Origin of the sequence: Kaistella flava (ex Peng et al. 2021) (assembly GCF_015191005.1) — a bacterium.
Lineage (GTDB): Bacteria > Bacteroidota > Bacteroidia > Flavobacteriales > Weeksellaceae > Kaistella > Kaistella flava.
On the sequence record NZ_CP040442.1, the window covers coordinates 1536571 to 1553630 of the forward strand.

Annotated in this window: 15 protein-coding genes; all 15 read right to left on the reverse strand. The window is 28.2% G+C overall.

Going from position 1 to position 17060, the window contains the following annotated elements; translation table 11 throughout:
• Nucleotides 1–18 precede the first annotated feature (18 nt).
• The 15 genes from Q73A0000_RS07020 to gwsG all read right to left on the reverse strand — a co-directional run bounded on the left by Q73A0000_RS07020 (nucleotide 19) and on the right by gwsG (nucleotide 17057).
• Nucleotides 19–2634, reverse strand: coding sequence for a P-loop NTPase fold protein (locus Q73A0000_RS07020; RefSeq protein ID WP_193813344.1), 2616 nt, complete (start codon nucleotides 2632–2634; stop codon nucleotides 19–21).
• Nucleotides 2635–3272: 638 nt separating this feature from the next.
• Nucleotides 3273–4577, reverse strand: a complete 1305-nt coding sequence (locus Q73A0000_RS07025; RefSeq protein WP_193813345.1) for an HlyD family secretion protein — start codon at nucleotides 4575–4577, stop codon at nucleotides 3273–3275.
• Between the two features lie 9 nt (nucleotides 4578–4586).
• Complete coding sequence (locus tag Q73A0000_RS07030; protein WP_193813346.1) at nucleotides 4587–5462, reverse strand: hypothetical protein; 876 nt, start codon at nucleotides 5460–5462, stop codon at nucleotides 4587–4589.
• A 1-nt stretch (nucleotide 5463) separates the two neighbouring features.
• The gene (locus Q73A0000_RS07035) at nucleotides 5464–6279 is read right to left on the reverse strand and encodes a hypothetical protein (protein WP_193813347.1); all 816 of its coding nucleotides are present in this window, start codon (nucleotides 6277–6279) and stop codon (nucleotides 5464–5466) included.
• Nucleotides 6251–7522, reverse strand: a complete 1272-nt coding sequence (locus Q73A0000_RS07040) for a radical SAM protein (protein WP_193813348.1) — start codon at nucleotides 7520–7522, stop codon at nucleotides 6251–6253. The genes Q73A0000_RS07035 and Q73A0000_RS07040 overlap by 29 nt, the downstream gene beginning before the upstream one ends.
• A 62-nt stretch (nucleotides 7523–7584) precedes the next feature.
• Nucleotides 7585–7791, reverse strand: coding sequence for a hypothetical protein (locus tag Q73A0000_RS07045; protein ID WP_193813349.1), 207 nt, complete (start codon nucleotides 7789–7791; stop codon nucleotides 7585–7587).
• Nucleotides 7792–7876: 85 nt separating this feature from the next.
• The gene (locus tag Q73A0000_RS07050; RefSeq protein ID WP_193813350.1) at nucleotides 7877–9040 is read right to left on the reverse strand and encodes a hypothetical protein; all 1164 of its coding nucleotides are present in this window, start codon (nucleotides 9038–9040) and stop codon (nucleotides 7877–7879) included.
• A gap of 10 nt (nucleotides 9041–9050) precedes the next feature.
• The gene (locus tag Q73A0000_RS07055; RefSeq protein ID WP_193813351.1) at nucleotides 9051–11246 is read right to left on the reverse strand and encodes a peptidase domain-containing ABC transporter; all 2196 of its coding nucleotides are present in this window, start codon (nucleotides 11244–11246) and stop codon (nucleotides 9051–9053) included.
• A gap of 9 nt (nucleotides 11247–11255) precedes the next feature.
• Nucleotides 11256–12077, reverse strand: a complete 822-nt coding sequence (locus Q73A0000_RS07060; RefSeq protein ID WP_193813352.1) for a tetratricopeptide repeat protein — start codon at nucleotides 12075–12077, stop codon at nucleotides 11256–11258.
• Nucleotides 12058–13224, reverse strand: a complete 1167-nt coding sequence (locus tag Q73A0000_RS07065; protein WP_193813353.1) for a hypothetical protein — start codon at nucleotides 13222–13224, stop codon at nucleotides 12058–12060. Before Q73A0000_RS07065 ends, Q73A0000_RS07060 begins: the two co-directional genes overlap by 20 nt.
• Nucleotides 13225–13361: 137 nt before the next feature.
• Nucleotides 13362–13532 (reverse strand): hypothetical protein, encoded by a 171-nt coding sequence (locus Q73A0000_RS07070; RefSeq protein WP_193813354.1) that lies wholly within the window; start codon nucleotides 13530–13532, stop codon nucleotides 13362–13364.
• 406 nt (nucleotides 13533–13938) lie between these two features.
• Nucleotides 13939–15039 carry a grasp-with-spasm system SPASM domain peptide maturase gene (gwsS, locus tag Q73A0000_RS07075; RefSeq protein ID WP_193813355.1) on the reverse strand — a complete coding sequence of 367 codons (1101 nt, stop codon included), beginning with the start codon at nucleotides 15037–15039 and terminating at the stop codon, nucleotides 13939–13941.
• A complete protein-coding gene (locus tag Q73A0000_RS07080; RefSeq protein ID WP_193813356.1) occupies nucleotides 15036–15908 on the reverse strand; it encodes a hypothetical protein in 873 nt (290 codons plus the stop codon). The genes gwsS and Q73A0000_RS07080 overlap by 4 nt, the downstream gene beginning before the upstream one ends.
• A 2-nt stretch (nucleotides 15909–15910) precedes the next feature.
• Nucleotides 15911–16096, reverse strand: a complete 186-nt coding sequence (locus tag Q73A0000_RS07085; RefSeq protein WP_193813767.1) for a hypothetical protein — start codon at nucleotides 16094–16096, stop codon at nucleotides 15911–15913.
• Nucleotides 16065–17057, reverse strand: coding sequence for a grasp-with-spasm system ATP-grasp peptide maturase (gene gwsG, locus Q73A0000_RS07090; RefSeq protein WP_193813357.1), 993 nt, complete (start codon nucleotides 17055–17057; stop codon nucleotides 16065–16067). The genes Q73A0000_RS07085 and gwsG overlap by 32 nt, the downstream gene beginning before the upstream one ends.
• Nucleotides 17058–17060: the final 3 nt, after the last annotated feature.

Genomic DNA, 17060 nt, shown 5'->3' on the forward strand with positions numbered 1-17060 from the left:
GCTACCCAAATTAAAATCTTATACAAATTGCTTATTTCTAATTTTCTGCAATTTATTTTTTAATGGCGGAAAAACAAATTCAAATGGAATAAAGTCATCCTTTGTTGGTAACTTATCTGCAAATGCTAAAAATTCATTTTTAAAAATACTCGATTCATTATTTATATCTTTCCTTACAAACTCTATAAAATTATCATAGGAAGGAAAGATATTTAATATAATGTTATTTATACCTATAATTTGTTTTTGATCAGCATCGTTATTGGATTTTCTACTGCCTCCATCATCTAAAATATCTGTAAGAAATTGATCCGGAAATTTTTTAATTACTTCTTTTGACATTTCTTTTATTTCAGGAAGAATTATTTCTTTTTCATACCAAGCATTACTATTAATATCTTGTTGATAATTATTCAATAAGCTCGCTCTACTAAATGCACCAAAGAAATCATCTTTAGAATATTCCATTTTTTCTACAAAGTTCTTAAATCCATAAATTATGTAATGTTGTAGATCCTTTTTTGCCAATATTTGATTTTTATCCTCATCATATATTCTTTTAAATAAATATTTACAAATCCTCATTTCAAAAATGTATGGAAAACTAGCTCCATAAAGAAGACTTAGCAAAAACTCTTTATATTTGGTAGTATCACCTCCATAAAATCTTTTAGTAATTTTATTTTCGTAATTACTAATACATCGATCAATATAATCAAAATCAAGATGAAAATAAATTAACTGTTTTTCGGTTAGCTCTAAATTCCCCAAATAAAACAAAAGCATTAGATAGTTTTCAAATTTTTCTTTGGTATCAAAATCTCTGATTTCAGTATGATATAAATGAGCTGTCAGTCCAAACAATTTTCCACCCTTTTTCCATTTCTGAATGCTATTTATAATATAGTTCCAGTCAGAATTTATTACCGTTTCATATTCCTTAGTCGGAATTTCAGAATCATCAATTTCATCATTGAAGTATTTATAAAAATTATGATTAAAGCCAAATGATAAAGATTCCTTTGAGTGTTCCATAAAAAGGATTTGGAATAATATCTTTAAATGATCAAACTCTCCGGTACTATACAAATTATTTTCTTTCAGATATTTTTTTAAAATTGATTCATCAAAATCGTAAGAACAATTTTTATCATCTTTTTTAAGGCTAATTCTTCTCACCCCACCGGAATAACGATAACCTGAATTATCATCACTCCCGATAAATTTACTTCTATTCGAATAAATTAAAAAATACACGTCATTATAACAGAATTTCAATAACTTTATTATAAGAAAATCCCCAATGTCAACATCATCTTTTATTCTTTCAACGCTGATGAAAAATTCATTTAGAAATCTTTTTGCATCCCGCAGGTTCTTAATTGAATTAAATACCTCACCTAAGTTGTGTTGAGAATAAAGAGAATATCTTTCAAAAATTTTATCGAAATCAGAAATATTATTTCTCAAAGCTCTTTTTAAACTTTCTTGTAAATATTGATTTATCTCATTATTGCTAATTGGCAACAAATAAAATTCATTTAAAAAGATTTTATCACAATATTTTTTTGGATTTGGGATTTGATTAGTTTTGAGTGACTCTATAAGATAATCTTTTTCATAGCCTACAATATAATTGAATGTTTTAAAAGAAGCCGTATTTCTAATTAACTTTAGCAATTCAAATACTTCATTAGGTTGCAGCCTATCTAAATCATCTAAAAACACCACTACTTTTTTGCCTAACTTACTAAGAAGATTATCTAAATTTTCAAAATCATCTGAAACACTCTTATCGGATATGAGATTTAAAGAATTTAATAAAATTTCTGTCACTGAATTTTTATAAATAGGCAAAACTGATTTTCCATAGCTTTTTATTTCTTTTGCAATATCTATGCTATAGGGTTTAATTTCTTTTTCAACAGTACTAAAAAAATCATTAAAAATTGATATGATCGAAACATTTAACCAACTCCGAAATTTAATTACTATATAGTCATTATTGTCAATAAATGATTCCTCTATCAAACTCATAAAAGAAGTTTTTCCATCTCCCCATTTCCCTACTATTCCTATCGCCATAGATGAATCCGAATGATTACTTTTTATAAATCGGGCAACTTGTAATGCCTTTTCTTTTCTATTGAGAATATCTTGTGACGAATTACGAATAGGAGCATCTATATAAAAAGGAATTTCTTCCTTAATATCTCTTTCATTTCTCTTAAATTTCAAAAAAATTTGCAACAAGATAACAGTTCCAATTATAAAATAAATGAGATCAAAATATTTAAGAACAGGTATTGTTTCTAATGATTTTAAATCATTACGAAAAACCCATCTCACATAAGAATAAAAAAATACTGCAATTACAAAATAGACGATAGTGCTCGGTTTAAAATAAAACCCCTTTATGTATTTGTTAATAGCCCAAACTATGATTAAAGAAATGACTAGATAGAAGGTACATTCAGTAACCCAAGATTCAGAAAAGAATACTAGAAATTTATTTACAATATACTCTTGATAATAACGTAAGATAAAACTTTGAAAAGACGAATAGAAAAATAACAGAAACAACACCCATTTATGCTCTGATAATTGGAGCATTAATTTATCTATAAATTTCATTACATTTTGGTTTATTACAAATTTATTAAAATAAATATCTTTTAATGAAAATAACTTACTCCTATACTTTTTCCATAGCAAATTTATCAAACTAAGAATAAAAAATAGTACTCTGCATTTCATTTGAAAAATTCTAATAAAATAGAAAAACGAGTTCCGAAGTTTTTCTCCCTTTTTGCAAAAAAGGCAAGATCGTCTTTGGATATAAAATTTGCAAAAGTTTGTATATACAAAGACACATCTTGCTAAATGAAAGTTTTGATTTTTCAGAGGTCTGAAAAAACTTGGATATTATTGATAGCCAATGTTTTTGAGAATTATTGCTTTTGAAGAAAAAAAGCAATAAAATTGAATTTTTACAGTGGGTCTTTTTTGTGCAGGTTCTGTGAGCAGGGTGGGATTATTTTACACCTTTTATAAAATAAGGTGGGTTTACTTTACACAGATATGGAAGTGGGTGGATACTTTTTACGCAGCTAGAATTACTGAAAAATGAGGTTTCCCTCAAAATTTTAAGTGATATTATGTACCATGTATTATTTGTAACAGGTTGGTATATGGTTGTAGTTTTTATACAAGTATTATTAATTATGAAATATTTACCGAATATATTTTTCATGCTCAAACATTAATTATAGTTAAGTTTGATAGCCTAATAATTTCCTAATTTGAAAGAAAAATCTCTCTATCAAACGCAAATCTTCCGTTACGATTTCACCATTGCCTTTTAATTCTTTATCAAATGGCAATGTTTTATTATAAGACGTTTTCAAGCGTTTTGGCAGAATTACATCGACATAATAATTTCCATTTTCATCGGGTGTAAGTGAAATATTTTGGACTTTTCCCTCGATAATTCCGTATTCTTGAAAGCGGTAATTATCAAGTTTTATTAAAACTTTCTGTCCCGTTTGTACTTTTCCTGAATTCGCAGAAGGAATTTGCATTCTTCCAATTAGAGATTCTGTATTTTCAGGAAGTATTGACATTAGCACATCTCCTTGTTTTACAAATTGATTTTCTCCCCAAAACTGCTGAAAGCTTACAGTACCGTCCGTTGAAGAAATGAATAAATAGCTTTGTTCCCATTGTCGCAAGGATTTTCTTAATTGTTCATATAATTGCAGAGTTTGGGAAGAATAATTAATCTTATCTTTTTCTGTATTGATAGAAGCTCCGCTTTTTGTTTTATTCAGACCAGAAATGGCTTCTTGCATTTGAGAAAGAGAAATATTAATGTTTTTAAGATTTTGTTCCGCCTGAAGAAATTTTATTTTTTCATTTTCCAATTCTAGTGCTGCAATAACGCCTTGATTAAATAGCTCTTGCGAACGCTGAAAATTCTTTTTTGTTAATTCATATTTGGCAACTTCAATGCTCCTTTGCTGTTGAAGATTGGCGATTCTTCCTCTATATTCAGAAAGGCTTTGGTTTGCGGCAAGGTTTTCCGGGGCATAAGGTTGTAATCTTGTAAATAATCTTTCATCTTGAAAAGCTTTTGCAAAACTATTGTAATCGCTCTGTATTTCTCCCAATTTAAAAGTCGATACTTTTTGAAGTGGGAAAGATTGTAACTGATTGGTTGATAATGAGTCGGTAATATCTTTCAATTCCAAAATGTCGTGATAATTTGCCGTAGATTGAAGTACCATCATTACCTGTCCTGTTTTTACTTTTTGATGGTCTTTGATTAAAATTTTTTCAATTTTAGAATTGGTTCTGGCTTCTAACTTTTCCGGTGGATTTTGGGAAGTGATGATAACACTTGCCGGGACAAATTCCGGATATTTGATGATATAGCTCATTACGAGAATCAATAGTAAAATAATGAAAATAATAGTATTTCCCCACCGAATCATCCAATGGGGTGGTTGTGAAAGAATGTCTTGAACACTTTCGCTGCGTAGTTCAATATTATCTAATATATCTTTTTTGGATTCCATTGTAAAAACTTAAATTTTAAAATGACCTAAATACGTTAAGACTATATCTAAAGATTGTTTTTGTATTGTTGCTCCGTCATGAATACAATTATCTGTAGGTGCAATATAGAATTCATAAGGTTTTTGTTTTATTTTTAAGATTGGATAATCTGGGAAATATTCAAAAAATAATTTACATATATTTTTGTTATTTATATTTTCTTTTCCAACATTTTTCTGCCTTAGCATATTATATATTTGTAGGATTGTAAGATTTACAAAAAGAAAATATCTATGATCTGCTCCAAGATTGATTGTTAATCTATTTCCAAATTTGTTTGATGTATATATTGTCATCTCTATGTTGGAACTGTCTTTGTGAAGTCCAATGAATTTTAAATCACTAAATGTGTGATTCTCTGGTAATTTTCTTTTATCTACTGAAACGCTCTCGCAGTTAGCAAAATTTGTTGCAATGCTCAAGAACTCTACGGGGGTATTTGACATAGTGCCAACAAATTCGTTAAGAAGCGAATTTGTTTCTTGTACTTTATTTTTATTAATAATAAACTGTTCAAATACTTCTTTCTCAGTTTTACAATTAATCAAGTTTAATTCTTTGAATAGATTTTGTAAGCGAAGAGGAAGTATTCCTAAATAAATTGTATTGTAATCTTTATTAAATGCTTCTGTGCTTATTATTTTATTTTCTTCATTTGAAAGGCATCTCCATTCACGTTTAGGGAGATAAGCATCATCTTCGTAATGGCATTCAATTTCTTCATCAATTAAAGGGACTTTCAAAGAAATCAAATCTTTATGATGAATAATCCCCAAATTAATTTCGATAGCATCGCTGAAATCAATCGAGTGGTGTAATAATTTTATTCCTGATTTTAGCTTCATATTAATATTTATCAAAAATTCCCGTATAAACAATTGTAATGTCGTGTTTTTCATTCCCCAATGTGCTCCCATCGTGAATAAAATTATCCGTAGGTGCGATATAATATTGGTAGGGTTTAATTTCCAATCTTATTATTGGATAATTAGGATTTTGTTCAAAAAATTTTTCAACAATATTACTTGCTGTGATTTCTGTATTTTTTATCAAATTAGAAATTTGTCTTAATGATAGATTGACATAAAACAGATATCGTGATTCCTCACTGATATTTATAGAAATTCGATTATCAGATTTATATGCCGAATACGGTGTGAAAATTCGACTTTCATCAATATGCAATCCAGTATAACGAACAAATTCTTTATTAATAAAATGAAATGTGGTTGTTTCGTGATTAGGTTGTCCTTTTGTAATCCTGTGAAATCGAAATTTTGGAATTGACGATTTTGTCCCGAGAAAAATTTCCAGTTTATTATTAAGCTCTGTAATCGATTTTTCTTTACTCCTCAATGTAGAGTCAATATCAAATAAACTCTTACAATTCGATAATTCCAATTTGTGAATTGTAGAGACAATATCCTTAGGAATATTTCCAATTGCGATTGTTTTGTGAAAAGGATTACTAAAATTATTGGTTACTAGTTTTTTGAATTCACTATCAGTAATTGGTCTCCAATCTTTTTTGGGAATAAAGGAATTCTTCAGATAATTTAAATCACTGACTTCACAGCTCCGTTGGACTCCAGAATTAATTAGTAATTGATTTCTGAAATTTTCTTCAATCCGATTAACAAGTAATATTCCTTTCTTTAACATTTGATTTAAAAGAATTTAATTTATTTTTAATGCTTTTATCAATTTTAGAAGAAGTAGAGATATTAATCTCGTGTACCATTTCTGCATAATCCAAAGAATGGATTTCCAATGAATTGTTTATATCATTTGGTAGAGAAGACAGAATATCATTTTGTATAAATGAAACAAGTTTGATAGTATCATAACAATATATAGTAGGGTTATCAAATCCATTTTCATTAGAATATCTATTTCCTAAAAACCCGCCACCACATATGTTTGAGAGCAAACAGTTTATACATTTTTCATTCAGCATACTATGACTATTAAAATATATTTCGAATAGAGGGTCATCATGCAAATCCTCAATGCTATTATTAAAAATATTGAGATTATTTCTAGTAATTCCCTCATAACAAGCCCTGATAGAGTCTGAAACCTCCAAAGCGCCATTTGTTTCCAATACTGCAACACCATTTGTTAATGTTCCTAACATTTGATCTCCAATTTGTTCTCCCATAATAAGCTCTATCAGTGTTCGGAAGAAACGGATCATAGGTCTATTGGTATCAGTTTTCCATATTTTAAACACTTCAATAAGCCAATCAGCGTATGGGGTATGATCTATTGTATTAACCTTATCACTATGAAAACCATCAGGTAAATTATCATAATGACCATCAGGTAATAATAAATTGAAATTCTGGACATCCAAGTTTTTCAGCTCATCATAAAACTCTTCTGGAGAGATGTCTAAATTAACAACAGATAAAATACTATTAAATCCATATTTCTTTCCCCTTTCAATTGCTGTCATTACTTTATCATAAGACCCCTTTCCATTATGGAAGACTCGATATTTATCGTGATGTTTTTTAGGGCCATCCATACTTATCCCAACTCTTATATTGAGATTTTTAAAAAGTTGACACCATTTATCATCAAGAGTTACTCCATTAGTCTGCAATGCGAAATCGAATGTCACATTTTTAATTGTTTTAGTGAAAATTTCGACAGACTTCTTATAGTTATCCATTGACCACAATAACGGTTCTCCACCGTGAAAAACTATTTGTAAATATTTTACATCGTTTCTTATACAATATTCATTCAGTTTCATTGCGAATATTGTAATCGTTTCAATTGACATAAATTTAGGTTGTGATAAATAAGTATTATCTCCTAAATTATACATATAACAATAAGAACAATTTAAGTTGCAACGGCTGGCTACTTTCAGAACAAAAGATGTTATTTTTTTCATATTAAAAATTGAATAATACTCCGCCAGCAAAAAAAACTGACGGAGAATGAAATGAGAAAGAGTTAAACTCTTAAAAACTGATCTGTTTTATTGTAAGCAGCAGATGCTCCATCAATTTTGGAAATTGCGACATTACAGTTATCTGACGCTGTGTTTCCGCCAAAAATTGATTTATACAGATCCATTTTCTCATTTTCGGAAGTCTTAATAGCTTTCTTAACAAGAGTTTTATTCTCTAAATCAGAAACTAATTTTACTTTCTTTTTCATAAGAGTTGAATTTTGGTTAATACTATTGCCATCAGTTAGGACATGGCGACCGCCCTCATTTTAAAATGAACATATTTAAATAGTGTTATTTTTTTTCAGCATACTCCTGATAAAAATATTTGTTAGGTACCAAATAGACCACATTCTGCTGAAAATCCAAAATTGTATTAAACCGCTTTAATACTTCATTTCCCAAAAAATGAGCATTAAATCCGAGAGGATTAGAAGTAGAAAGCAACTGTACGGGGACATTTGTAAGACTATATTTCCCGAAATTAATTCGTTCATTTAATAAGGTAACTACCTTGACATCTTCATTTCTAGAATTTTTCAAGGTTGTTTTTGCGATAATAGGAAGTTTTTCTTCTGGATATTTTTGCTTTTTAGCAATATCTTTATCTATTAGAACAGTCCTTTGATAACCACTATCAAATAGAAAAATATTTTCAAATTTTTGCTTCTTAATTTGTAATTGAGTAGTAATGAAAAAATGTTCCCGAATAAATTTTAGATTAAAGGATTGGTATTTTTTATCTATTTTGCTTTTTTTATTGTACAAAATCAATCTATTTTTATCATAATCAATTTCAACAATTTTTTCATCGAAAATATCCCATCCCAATAGTCCAGAAGCTCCTTCAGGAATTTCGCCAATTGGGTAAATCTGCTGATCATTCCATATCATATTTCCAATTTGGAATTGATTTTTAGCAAGATCACTCATTGTTATTTTTTCTTTGGAATCATTCGGATTGTACTCTTTTTTTATTACCTCTTTCGTTAAATGAAAACCCGAAGCACCAGTATCGAATACCAGATTTAAAGTGTCTTTCTTATTAAAAATGGTTTTCAATACGATATTGTTTTTATCTGTAAGAACGAAAGAAATTGTATCAATATCTTTTTTAGTATTTACTATACTTTTTCTTTTGGGTGCTTGAAACCTTGTATAACAGGAATCTTTATGTTTATATAAAACAATGAAATCAAATTTCTGTTCTGGTCTTAATTTAATTTCAATAGAATCAATATCTGTTATCAGCTTAACATTCTTTCGTTTAGTTATTTTTCCAGTGTTATAAATATCAGGTTTTATAGTCGAATCTAAGTTCCACACCGTTTTTGCTAACCCATCTTCAATAATAGAAACCTTTAATGTATTAGATTTTATTACAGGAATCTTTTTCTGAGCATATCCCATAATAATTGCGAATAGACAAACGAATATTATTAATTTTTTCTGTATCATTTTATTAGTTTTATGAGCCAAGTTCCAATTGATTTTTAACAAGTCGATAATATTCTCCTTTTTTTGCCACTAATTCTGAGTGATTTCCTTCTTCCACAACTTTTCCTCTATCCAACACTACAATTTTATCGGCATGTTTTACGGTTGATAATCGGTGCGCAATCACAATAGCCGTTTTTCCTTTGAAGAAATTTTCAAGATTTTCCATGATAACTTTTTCATTATTGGCATCCAACGCACTGGTCGCTTCATCAAAAAAAATGTATTCCGGAGATTTGTAAACGGCTCTTGCAATGAATAATCTTTGTTTTTGTCCTCCACTAACACCAAGTCCTTCGTTTCCGATTTTAGTATTATAACTTAATGGAAGTCCTTCAATAAAATCTTTGATATTTGCTATTTCTACAGCTTTTCTTAGCTTTTGTTTATCAATGTAATCTTCACCTATTGCAATATTTCCGGCAATTGTATCATTAAAAACATAACCTTCTTGCATTACAACTCCACAATGGTCTCTCCATATTTTAGGAGAAATGTTCTTCAGGTTGGTATTTCCTATTTTAATTTCTCCATTGGTGGGTTCATAGAATTTCATTAATAATTTGAGAAGTGTAGTTTTTCCACTTCCGCTGGCTCCAACGAAAGCAGTAGTTTTTTGATAAGGAATTGAAAGATTGAGATTTTCAAAAACATATTGGTCTGAACCGATGTATCTAAAAGACATATTACTAACCTCTATATTATTTTGTGGAATTTCTGAAACATATTGTTCATCTTTATTCTCTTCGTCTTCCTTATCGTGAATTTCTCCCAAACGTTCCAGCGATATTTTTGCATCCTGCGATTGTCTTATAAATTCAACTAATTGCATTAAAGGGCTATTTAATTGTCCGATGATATATTGAACGGAAAGCATCATTCCCAAAGTAAGGTTTCCACTCAAAACCAACTTAGCAGAAAGAAAACTTACTAAAATATCTTTCATCTGATTGATGAAATTTCCACCAACAGATTGCCATTGCTCTAATGACAAAGATTTTATTCTCAGTTTAAACAATTTGACCTGCAAAAATTCCCAGCCCCAACGTTTTTGTTTTTCTGCGTTGTGCATTTTGATTTCCTGCATTCCGTTTACCAATTCAATGACTTTGCTTTGCTCTTGGGATATTTGGGAAAACCTTTTGTAATCCAGTTCTTTTCTTTTTTTTAGAAAAAAAGTAATCCAAACTATGTAAAGAATAGCTCCAACCAAATACACCAAAAATAATCTGTAATCATAAAACAGCAATACGATACTGAAAATAATTAGATTGACTAATGAAAATAAAGTATTGAGCGAAGAGCTTGTAAGCAACTGTTCTATTCTCGTGTGGTCATTGATACGCTGCATAATGTCTCCCGTCATTCTCGTATCAAAAAAACTGATTGGGAGTTTCATTAATTTAATGAAGAAATCGGAGATAATAGAAATATTGATTCTCGTAGAAAGATGTAACAAGATCCAGCTTCGTATTACTTCAATACCCATTCTTCCAAGAAAAAGCATTATTTGTGCTATTAGAACAAGATAGATAAAGTTCAAATCCTGATTTTGAATTCCAACATCTACGATGCTTTGGGTAAGAAAGGGAAGAATAAGCGAAAGTAAACTTCCAGCTAATAATCCTACTGCAAGCTGAATAACTAATGATTTGTATTTTAGTAAGTATTTTGAAAGAAAAGAAAAGGTCATTTTTTTCTCATCTTCATCAAATTCATTTTTATAAAAAGCTGGTGTAGTTTCTAATAATAAGGCAATTCCTTCTTCTGTGGTTTCATCAGCATTTTCACCAATCCAGTGTTTTATGAATTCTACCTTGGTATAAGTGATTAAACCATAACTAGGGTCAGAAATGTAAACCTTTCCTGATTTATCAATTTTGTAAACCACTACAAAATGCTGCTTATTCCAATGAACAACACAAGGCAATGGAACTTCCTCTTGTAAAGTATTGAAATCAACTTGTACACCAAGACTTCTGAATCCTAAATTTTCTGCTGCTTCGCTTAAGCCAAGCAATGAACTTCCTTCTCTTGTCGTCTCAGAAAGATTTCGGATTTGCTGTAATGGAATTGTTTTACCATAGAATTTGGAAATTATTCTAAGGCAAGTAGGGCCACAGTCTTTGGCATCGGGTTGTTTGTAGAAGGGAAAGTTTTTTTTCAAAATAAAAATCTACTGATGGTAATCTAAAATGTCAAAATAATTTTTTATCATCCATTTCTTAATTTGATAAGGATAATCTTCATAGAATGCATTATCTTCATTTATACTATATCCTTTATCTAAATTTTCTTTTGCTTTTATAAAATATTCTAATGCTTCTTTTTTTTGGTGCATAAAATAATAAGTTTCGGCTTTGTAAAATTGTGCATCAGAAAAGTTGGGATATTGTTCTAAACTTTTGTCAAAATATTGAATAGCTTCTGTATACTGTCTTTTTTCATAAAAAATAATGCCCATATAGAATAATTCAAGATAATGAGGGGTACCTCCATTTTGAATGTTCAATTCCATAGACAAGTTCATGTATTTTGGGGCTTCTTCATACCTATTTAGTTGTATCAGGCACAATGCTTTGTAGAAATAAAAATAATGATCCATAATTAATCCTTTATTATAATGGCTAATTAAAACATCGAAATCCGTTAATGCATCATTATAATTTTTCTGAAAAATACATTTGATGAAAGCTCGATATGATAAGTATTTATCATATTTATCGTCATACAATACTGCTTTATCAATGTACTGCATTCCTAACTCATATTTTTTTCTTTTAAAATATGGCATTGCTTTTTGTTGCCACAAGAAAGCATTCTTAGGAAGTAATACCAAAGCAGAATCTATATATGTTTGATATTCGGGTCTGTAATATGAATATTTATATGCTCCGTTTCGCAAATATTTATTATATATTTCTTCTTTATTTTCTTCTTGAGAAAATAAATTTATACTAATAATTAAAAAAAATAATTTAAGATATTTGGGCTTCATTAAGGATAGATTGATTTGAGAATAGGAAACGATTTGGGGAGAACAAGTAATCTTGATTGTCATAATTAAATTTTAAAAATATTCCGTTCTCTAATTTTTGATAATCAGCCATATTTTCTGCAAGCATTTGATATATTTGCTTTCCTTTAGGAGTGAAAATTTCAAGTTTTGATATAATTTCAACATCATATATCAATTTATCCAAGTAAAACCCAATTCTGCCATATAATTCAATTTTTTCGTATTCATTTGGATTACCATTTAATAAAAAAGCATTCAAAGTATGAATTATTGTACAGAGGGTAAACATGCTATGAAATGCTCCATAAAGTGTTCTACCTTCTCCGGAAAACCCAGTAAACTCTTTTAATAATGTTTGAGGTGGAAATAGGAAATAGCTATCACTATCTCTCGTTAATAAAGTAAATATGGAATGTCCTGATTGATGAGCAATTTCATCCATAAAAAGAATATCGTTATGTTTTCTTTCGTGAATGTTAATGAACGAAGTTCCAAAATAATTTATAGAAGCAAATGATGGCGTTTTAGGTAGATTAAAAACAGAAATCTCCTTTGTAGTCATATTTAATAATTGTGTAAATCCAGGTGAACATTTAGAGAGATTATCATAAGCTTTATTTAAATCTTTTAATACATCTTTTTGTATTTCTATAATGCTATGCTCAAAACCAGACGGATGGTATTGATGTAGGATATTCGGAACAACTGAACTGATACGAATGTTTGAATTTTTTAAATATCTATCTTCGTTTATATGTAATTGTTCTCCATTTTGAAAATAATATTTTTCATTATCATAAATAATAGAGGTTTGTTTAGGAGACACTACAAAACCAGCTTCCGGAATGCGAGCGTTTTTAAAACAATCTATATCAATATCAAATTTCAAAGGTAAATTCCCTATGTAATTATTGACAATATATTGCCGATAATTAAGCTTTTGATCTTGTCCTTTATTCTTAAAAAAATAATAAAACAATGAGGGTTCTAAATATTCTTTGTCAAATTCAAATTGATCAAAAACTTTTTCATCATTCTCATACAACAAATACTTCAGTGTATCCGATAGTTGATTTAACTCATCACTTGCTTTGTCAACATCTATTATAAAATTGTCAATTTTCATAAAAATCACCTGAATTAATAAAAAAGGGGCTGTCTCAAAAGGTAAATTAACACTCTAAGAATCTCCTAAATAACAAAGATTGTCATACAAGAATCCGAGAGAGTACTTTTGAACAGCCTCTTTGTAATTAAGAAATATTAAATTTTACCGTATCCTCTTGTCCCATTTGGATCATCAACAGTACATTTGGTTGGATGGCAATACTCTTCTGTATCCGGTAAAAGTCCTCCATTGATTACTTTTAAATTACCAACAACTTTTTCAGAAAGTTTTCCTTTCTTAAGTTCATTTAATGTCAATTTTTTCATAAAACACCTTGTTTTTAATTTTCCTACTCATTAGCTTTTCGGATTCCGCTTATTTTGATTTTCTACTCACAAACCTATGTAACGAAATACAAAATTCATAGTATTTACTTTATAGATTTATAAATTAATAGCTCAAAACACGATTTTAAAACACTTATAATCAGTTGGTTACATGAATGTTTTCAAAAACCTGTAATTAATGTTTTCTTACATATAAATAGGTTCTGAATTAACTTATTAGTGAACTTCGTTGCCTATAAAGTAAATATTAAGCTTACAATAACGAAATGATTTTACGATTAGAATTAGGAAATTATTCTAAAGCAAGTGGGACCACGGTCTTTGGCATCAGGTTGTTTATAGAAGGGAAAGTTTTTTTTTCAAATTACTTTGTACGACTTTTGAATTACAATTTTTTTACCAGTTCCTGTATTCCATAATAGTTTATGGCTTTTTCTTTTAACGGATTTTTACTCCATTCTTCCCATTCTCCGTTGTAAGGATTGTAGCCACATTTCAGCGGTTTTGAAGTGTCTAAACCGTCTTTGTTGGTATGTTTTCTTTCTGTGTAAGCTCTGCAATCTGTGCAGATATAACGAAATTCGCAATCTTTGCAGACTTCTATGTTGTCTTTTGTAAGATTCCAATATTTTTTGAAATCTTTGTGATTGAGAGCTTCTTCTAACGTAGTATCTTTTATATTGCCAAAGCTTTGAGGCATGGAAGGGCAGTTTCTAATGTTACCTTCAGAGTCTATGGAAATTTTTTTGTGGAGACAGGAGTTGTGGTTGTTGGATAAAGTATATGTTTCGAGATTAGAATTAAAATAGTTTGAAGAAATCAATCCGCAATTTTTTTTATTTATAATTTTATCCTCAACATAAATTATAATTCTATTCAAATATTTATCTTGTTTATTTTTATCACATCCAAAATAAATCAATGTATTAATTTTATCATTTGACTTAATAATGTTTTTACTTATTAATCTATTTTCTAATTTCATTTCATAAGGTAGGATTATTTCAATACCTTTTAGAGTTGTTTTAGATAGGTTATTCAAAAATTTAAAAAACGTATTTAAATCAATTAAATCATAACATCTAATTTGTAATTGTTTTATTCTATTTGTATCAATAAATTTTGCAATTTGAAATGAATCTTCAAGAAAAAAAGATTCTTTACTTAAATCAATTATTATACTAGAAATTGGTTCAGCAACCTTATAATTTAAATTTAAAGGAATTAGTTCTTTTATGATTTGGGTATCTATAAACCCTATTTCATTTACTAATAAAAAATTTAAATAATCTTTTAAGTGTTTTTCATTTTCTTCTCCATAATTGTCATAAATTTCTTCAATGGAAAAATTTGGAAACTCTTCAGTAAGTAAAATATAGAGAGAATTTGGAATAAAGTAATAATTATTTCTTTGTGTATCGCAAATTATACTCCTTGTATGCCCATAATTTACCAAGCAACAAGCAAATCTATTGAAATAAGTCATTTTATTTTATTAACGTATTTTAAATAAATACTTAGCTTTGGCAAATTATATTCGTATCTTAAAGAGTCCAGGTTTTTCATGTCCTCTATTGGAGATGACCCTAATTTTTTTGTATCAGAGTTAAATTGGAGCTGTGTGCCAAATTTTTGTTTCTTATTTTCACTCGTTAGATCTCTATCTATTAGAAGAGCTTTATTATTTAAAGAATAGGAGTTTGATTTTAAAACATATTCCAATATTTCTTTTCTAAAATTAATTTCCATATCACTATGTTGAGCAATATAAAAAATACTTTTGCTTGCTAAACAATCACAATCATCATCAAGTATTGTATCTAAAGTATGTTTTTTTATTAAAAATTTTACAAATCCCCTGTTTATTGAATCTTGTTTAATAGTCAAACGACCTATACTATCTAGTTTTTGAGGATCATTATTGTATTTATTAAACAATCTTCTGTACATTTGATCATCTTCATAAATTTTATTCCAATTAATTTGGCTCAATTCACTGTTTTTATTGCATTTACTATATTGATTATAAAATTGTATTAGTTCTATGGTTCCTAAATCACATTTATTTATTTTATTATAATTTTTTTTTATAAGTTCTTCAGCTAATAAAAGATTATTTTTTTCTTTTGATTTTGTTAGATATTTTAAAATTATAGCTTTTTTAGAATTATTATATAAATGAAATAATGGAATTAAATTTTTACGGGTATAGTTTGAAATGGTTGCACTATCAGATAGTAAATTCAAACTATCTGCCTTTTGCATTACAGTTACTAAATTTAATGGTGTATTACTGGTCTTTATACAAGCAGTAAAAAATAAAAATAAAACAAAATAAATAATATTATTTTTCATTATTAACTGATAATTTTAGATATAACTATTCTGGAGCTTTCAACAATATAACCTCTCGTTTGATAAAAATCTGAATTAGAATACATCATAGCAATATCACTCAAATTTTTATTTGACATTTTTTTTTGTATGTTCCAATAGCAAAGAGGTAGTTTTTTATTTTTTAATTTCGTTTCTACTTTTTTCATAATTTTTTAATATAAACAATGACATTTGTTCCTCTAAATAATAGTTACATGGTTTGGAAACCATTCCAAACTGCCCTACAGGATTTACTTCAAGAAAATAATACTTTTCATCTTTTGAAACTATCATATCTATCGAGCAAGTTTTCAGATTTAAATCTTTAACAATTTCTCTTAAACTTGATTCTATATTTATTGGTAGTTGATAAGGTACATTTCTATTTCCTTTTTGTCTATTGTAATTTCTAAAATCCACCCTAGTTTTATTATCATTTTGAGAAAATATAGCCATAGAATAAAAAATATCATTTAGGTAGAATATTCTAAGCTCAAATTTTTTTTCAATTTTATTTTGAACTTTGGTAGGAAAAATATAGCCCTCTTTTTTGATTTCACTTACTTCACTTGTATACATCATATAATGAGAATCACTATCATAAAATGTTACAGCATCGCTTATTGGCTTTGTAATTAGATTGTTTTCTATTATTAATTTGTTGATAATCTCTATTTTATTAGTTATATATGTGTGAGGAATATTTAGACCATGTTTCTCAGCGAGTTTAAGAGTTTTCAACTTATTTATACTTTCACTGTATTTGTTTATCCAAACTGAATTGTCTAAAAACGATTCTAAAAACCTATATATTGTTCCTAATTCGGATAATAAATGATTTTGTAGAGTTTTATTATTATCAAATTCATTAAAAATTTTAGGTTCAATGTTTATAAAATCTTCATCAAAACTGCGTCTAAACCAAATAGTATTTACAATTTGGTTATCAATTTTTTGATTATTAAAATTAAATTCAGAATTGGAAATGTCAATATAAAAGTCTTTATTTAGTAAATCATCACCATTTATTCGAACTATTACTTCATTGTTTTTTTTATGATGATACAACCAATTTAAAACATCATCTGTTGTATTCTCTCCGTAATTTTTACTAAAAATAATTATCATAAT

Coding starts and splice junctions, on each gene's coding strand:
- Q73A0000_RS07040 (WP_193813348.1), bottom strand. CDS start 7,522: ATGAAAAAAATAACATCTTTTGTTCTGAAAGTAGCCAGCCGTTGCAAC.
- Q73A0000_RS07030 (WP_193813346.1), bottom strand. CDS start 5,462: ATGAAGCTAAAATCAGGAATAAAATTATTACACCACTCGATTGATTTC.
- Q73A0000_RS07020 (WP_193813344.1), bottom strand. CDS start 2,634: ATGAAATTTATAGATAAATTAATGCTCCAATTATCAGAGCATAAATGG.
- Q73A0000_RS07085 (WP_193813767.1), bottom strand. CDS start 16,096: ATGAAAAAAGTAGAAACGAAATTAAAAAATAAAAAACTACCTCTTTGC.
- Q73A0000_RS07070 (WP_193813354.1), bottom strand. CDS start 13,532: ATGAAAAAATTGACATTAAATGAACTTAAGAAAGGAAAACTTTCTGAA.
- Q73A0000_RS07035 (WP_193813347.1), bottom strand. CDS start 6,279: ATGTTAAAGAAAGGAATATTACTTGTTAATCGGATTGAAGAAAATTTC.
- Q73A0000_RS07060 (WP_193813352.1), bottom strand. CDS start 12,077: ATGAAGCCCAAATATCTTAAATTATTTTTTTTAATTATTAGTATAAAT.
- Q73A0000_RS07045 (WP_193813349.1), bottom strand. CDS start 7,791: ATGAAAAAGAAAGTAAAATTAGTTTCTGATTTAGAGAATAAAACTCTT.
- Q73A0000_RS07025 (WP_193813345.1), bottom strand. CDS start 4,577: ATGGAATCCAAAAAAGATATATTAGATAATATTGAACTACGCAGCGAA.
- gwsS (WP_193813355.1), bottom strand. CDS start 15,039: ATGACTTATTTCAATAGATTTGCTTGTTGCTTGGTAAATTATGGGCAT.
- Q73A0000_RS07050 (WP_193813350.1), bottom strand. CDS start 9,040: ATGATACAGAAAAAATTAATAATATTCGTTTGTCTATTCGCAATTATT.
- Q73A0000_RS07080 (WP_193813356.1), bottom strand. CDS start 15,908: ATGAAAAATAATATTATTTATTTTGTTTTATTTTTATTTTTTACTGCT.
- gwsG (WP_193813357.1), bottom strand. CDS start 17,057: ATGATAATTATTTTTAGTAAAAATTACGGAGAGAATACAACAGATGAT.
- Q73A0000_RS07065 (WP_193813353.1), bottom strand. CDS start 13,224: ATGAAAATTGACAATTTTATAATAGATGTTGACAAAGCAAGTGATGAG.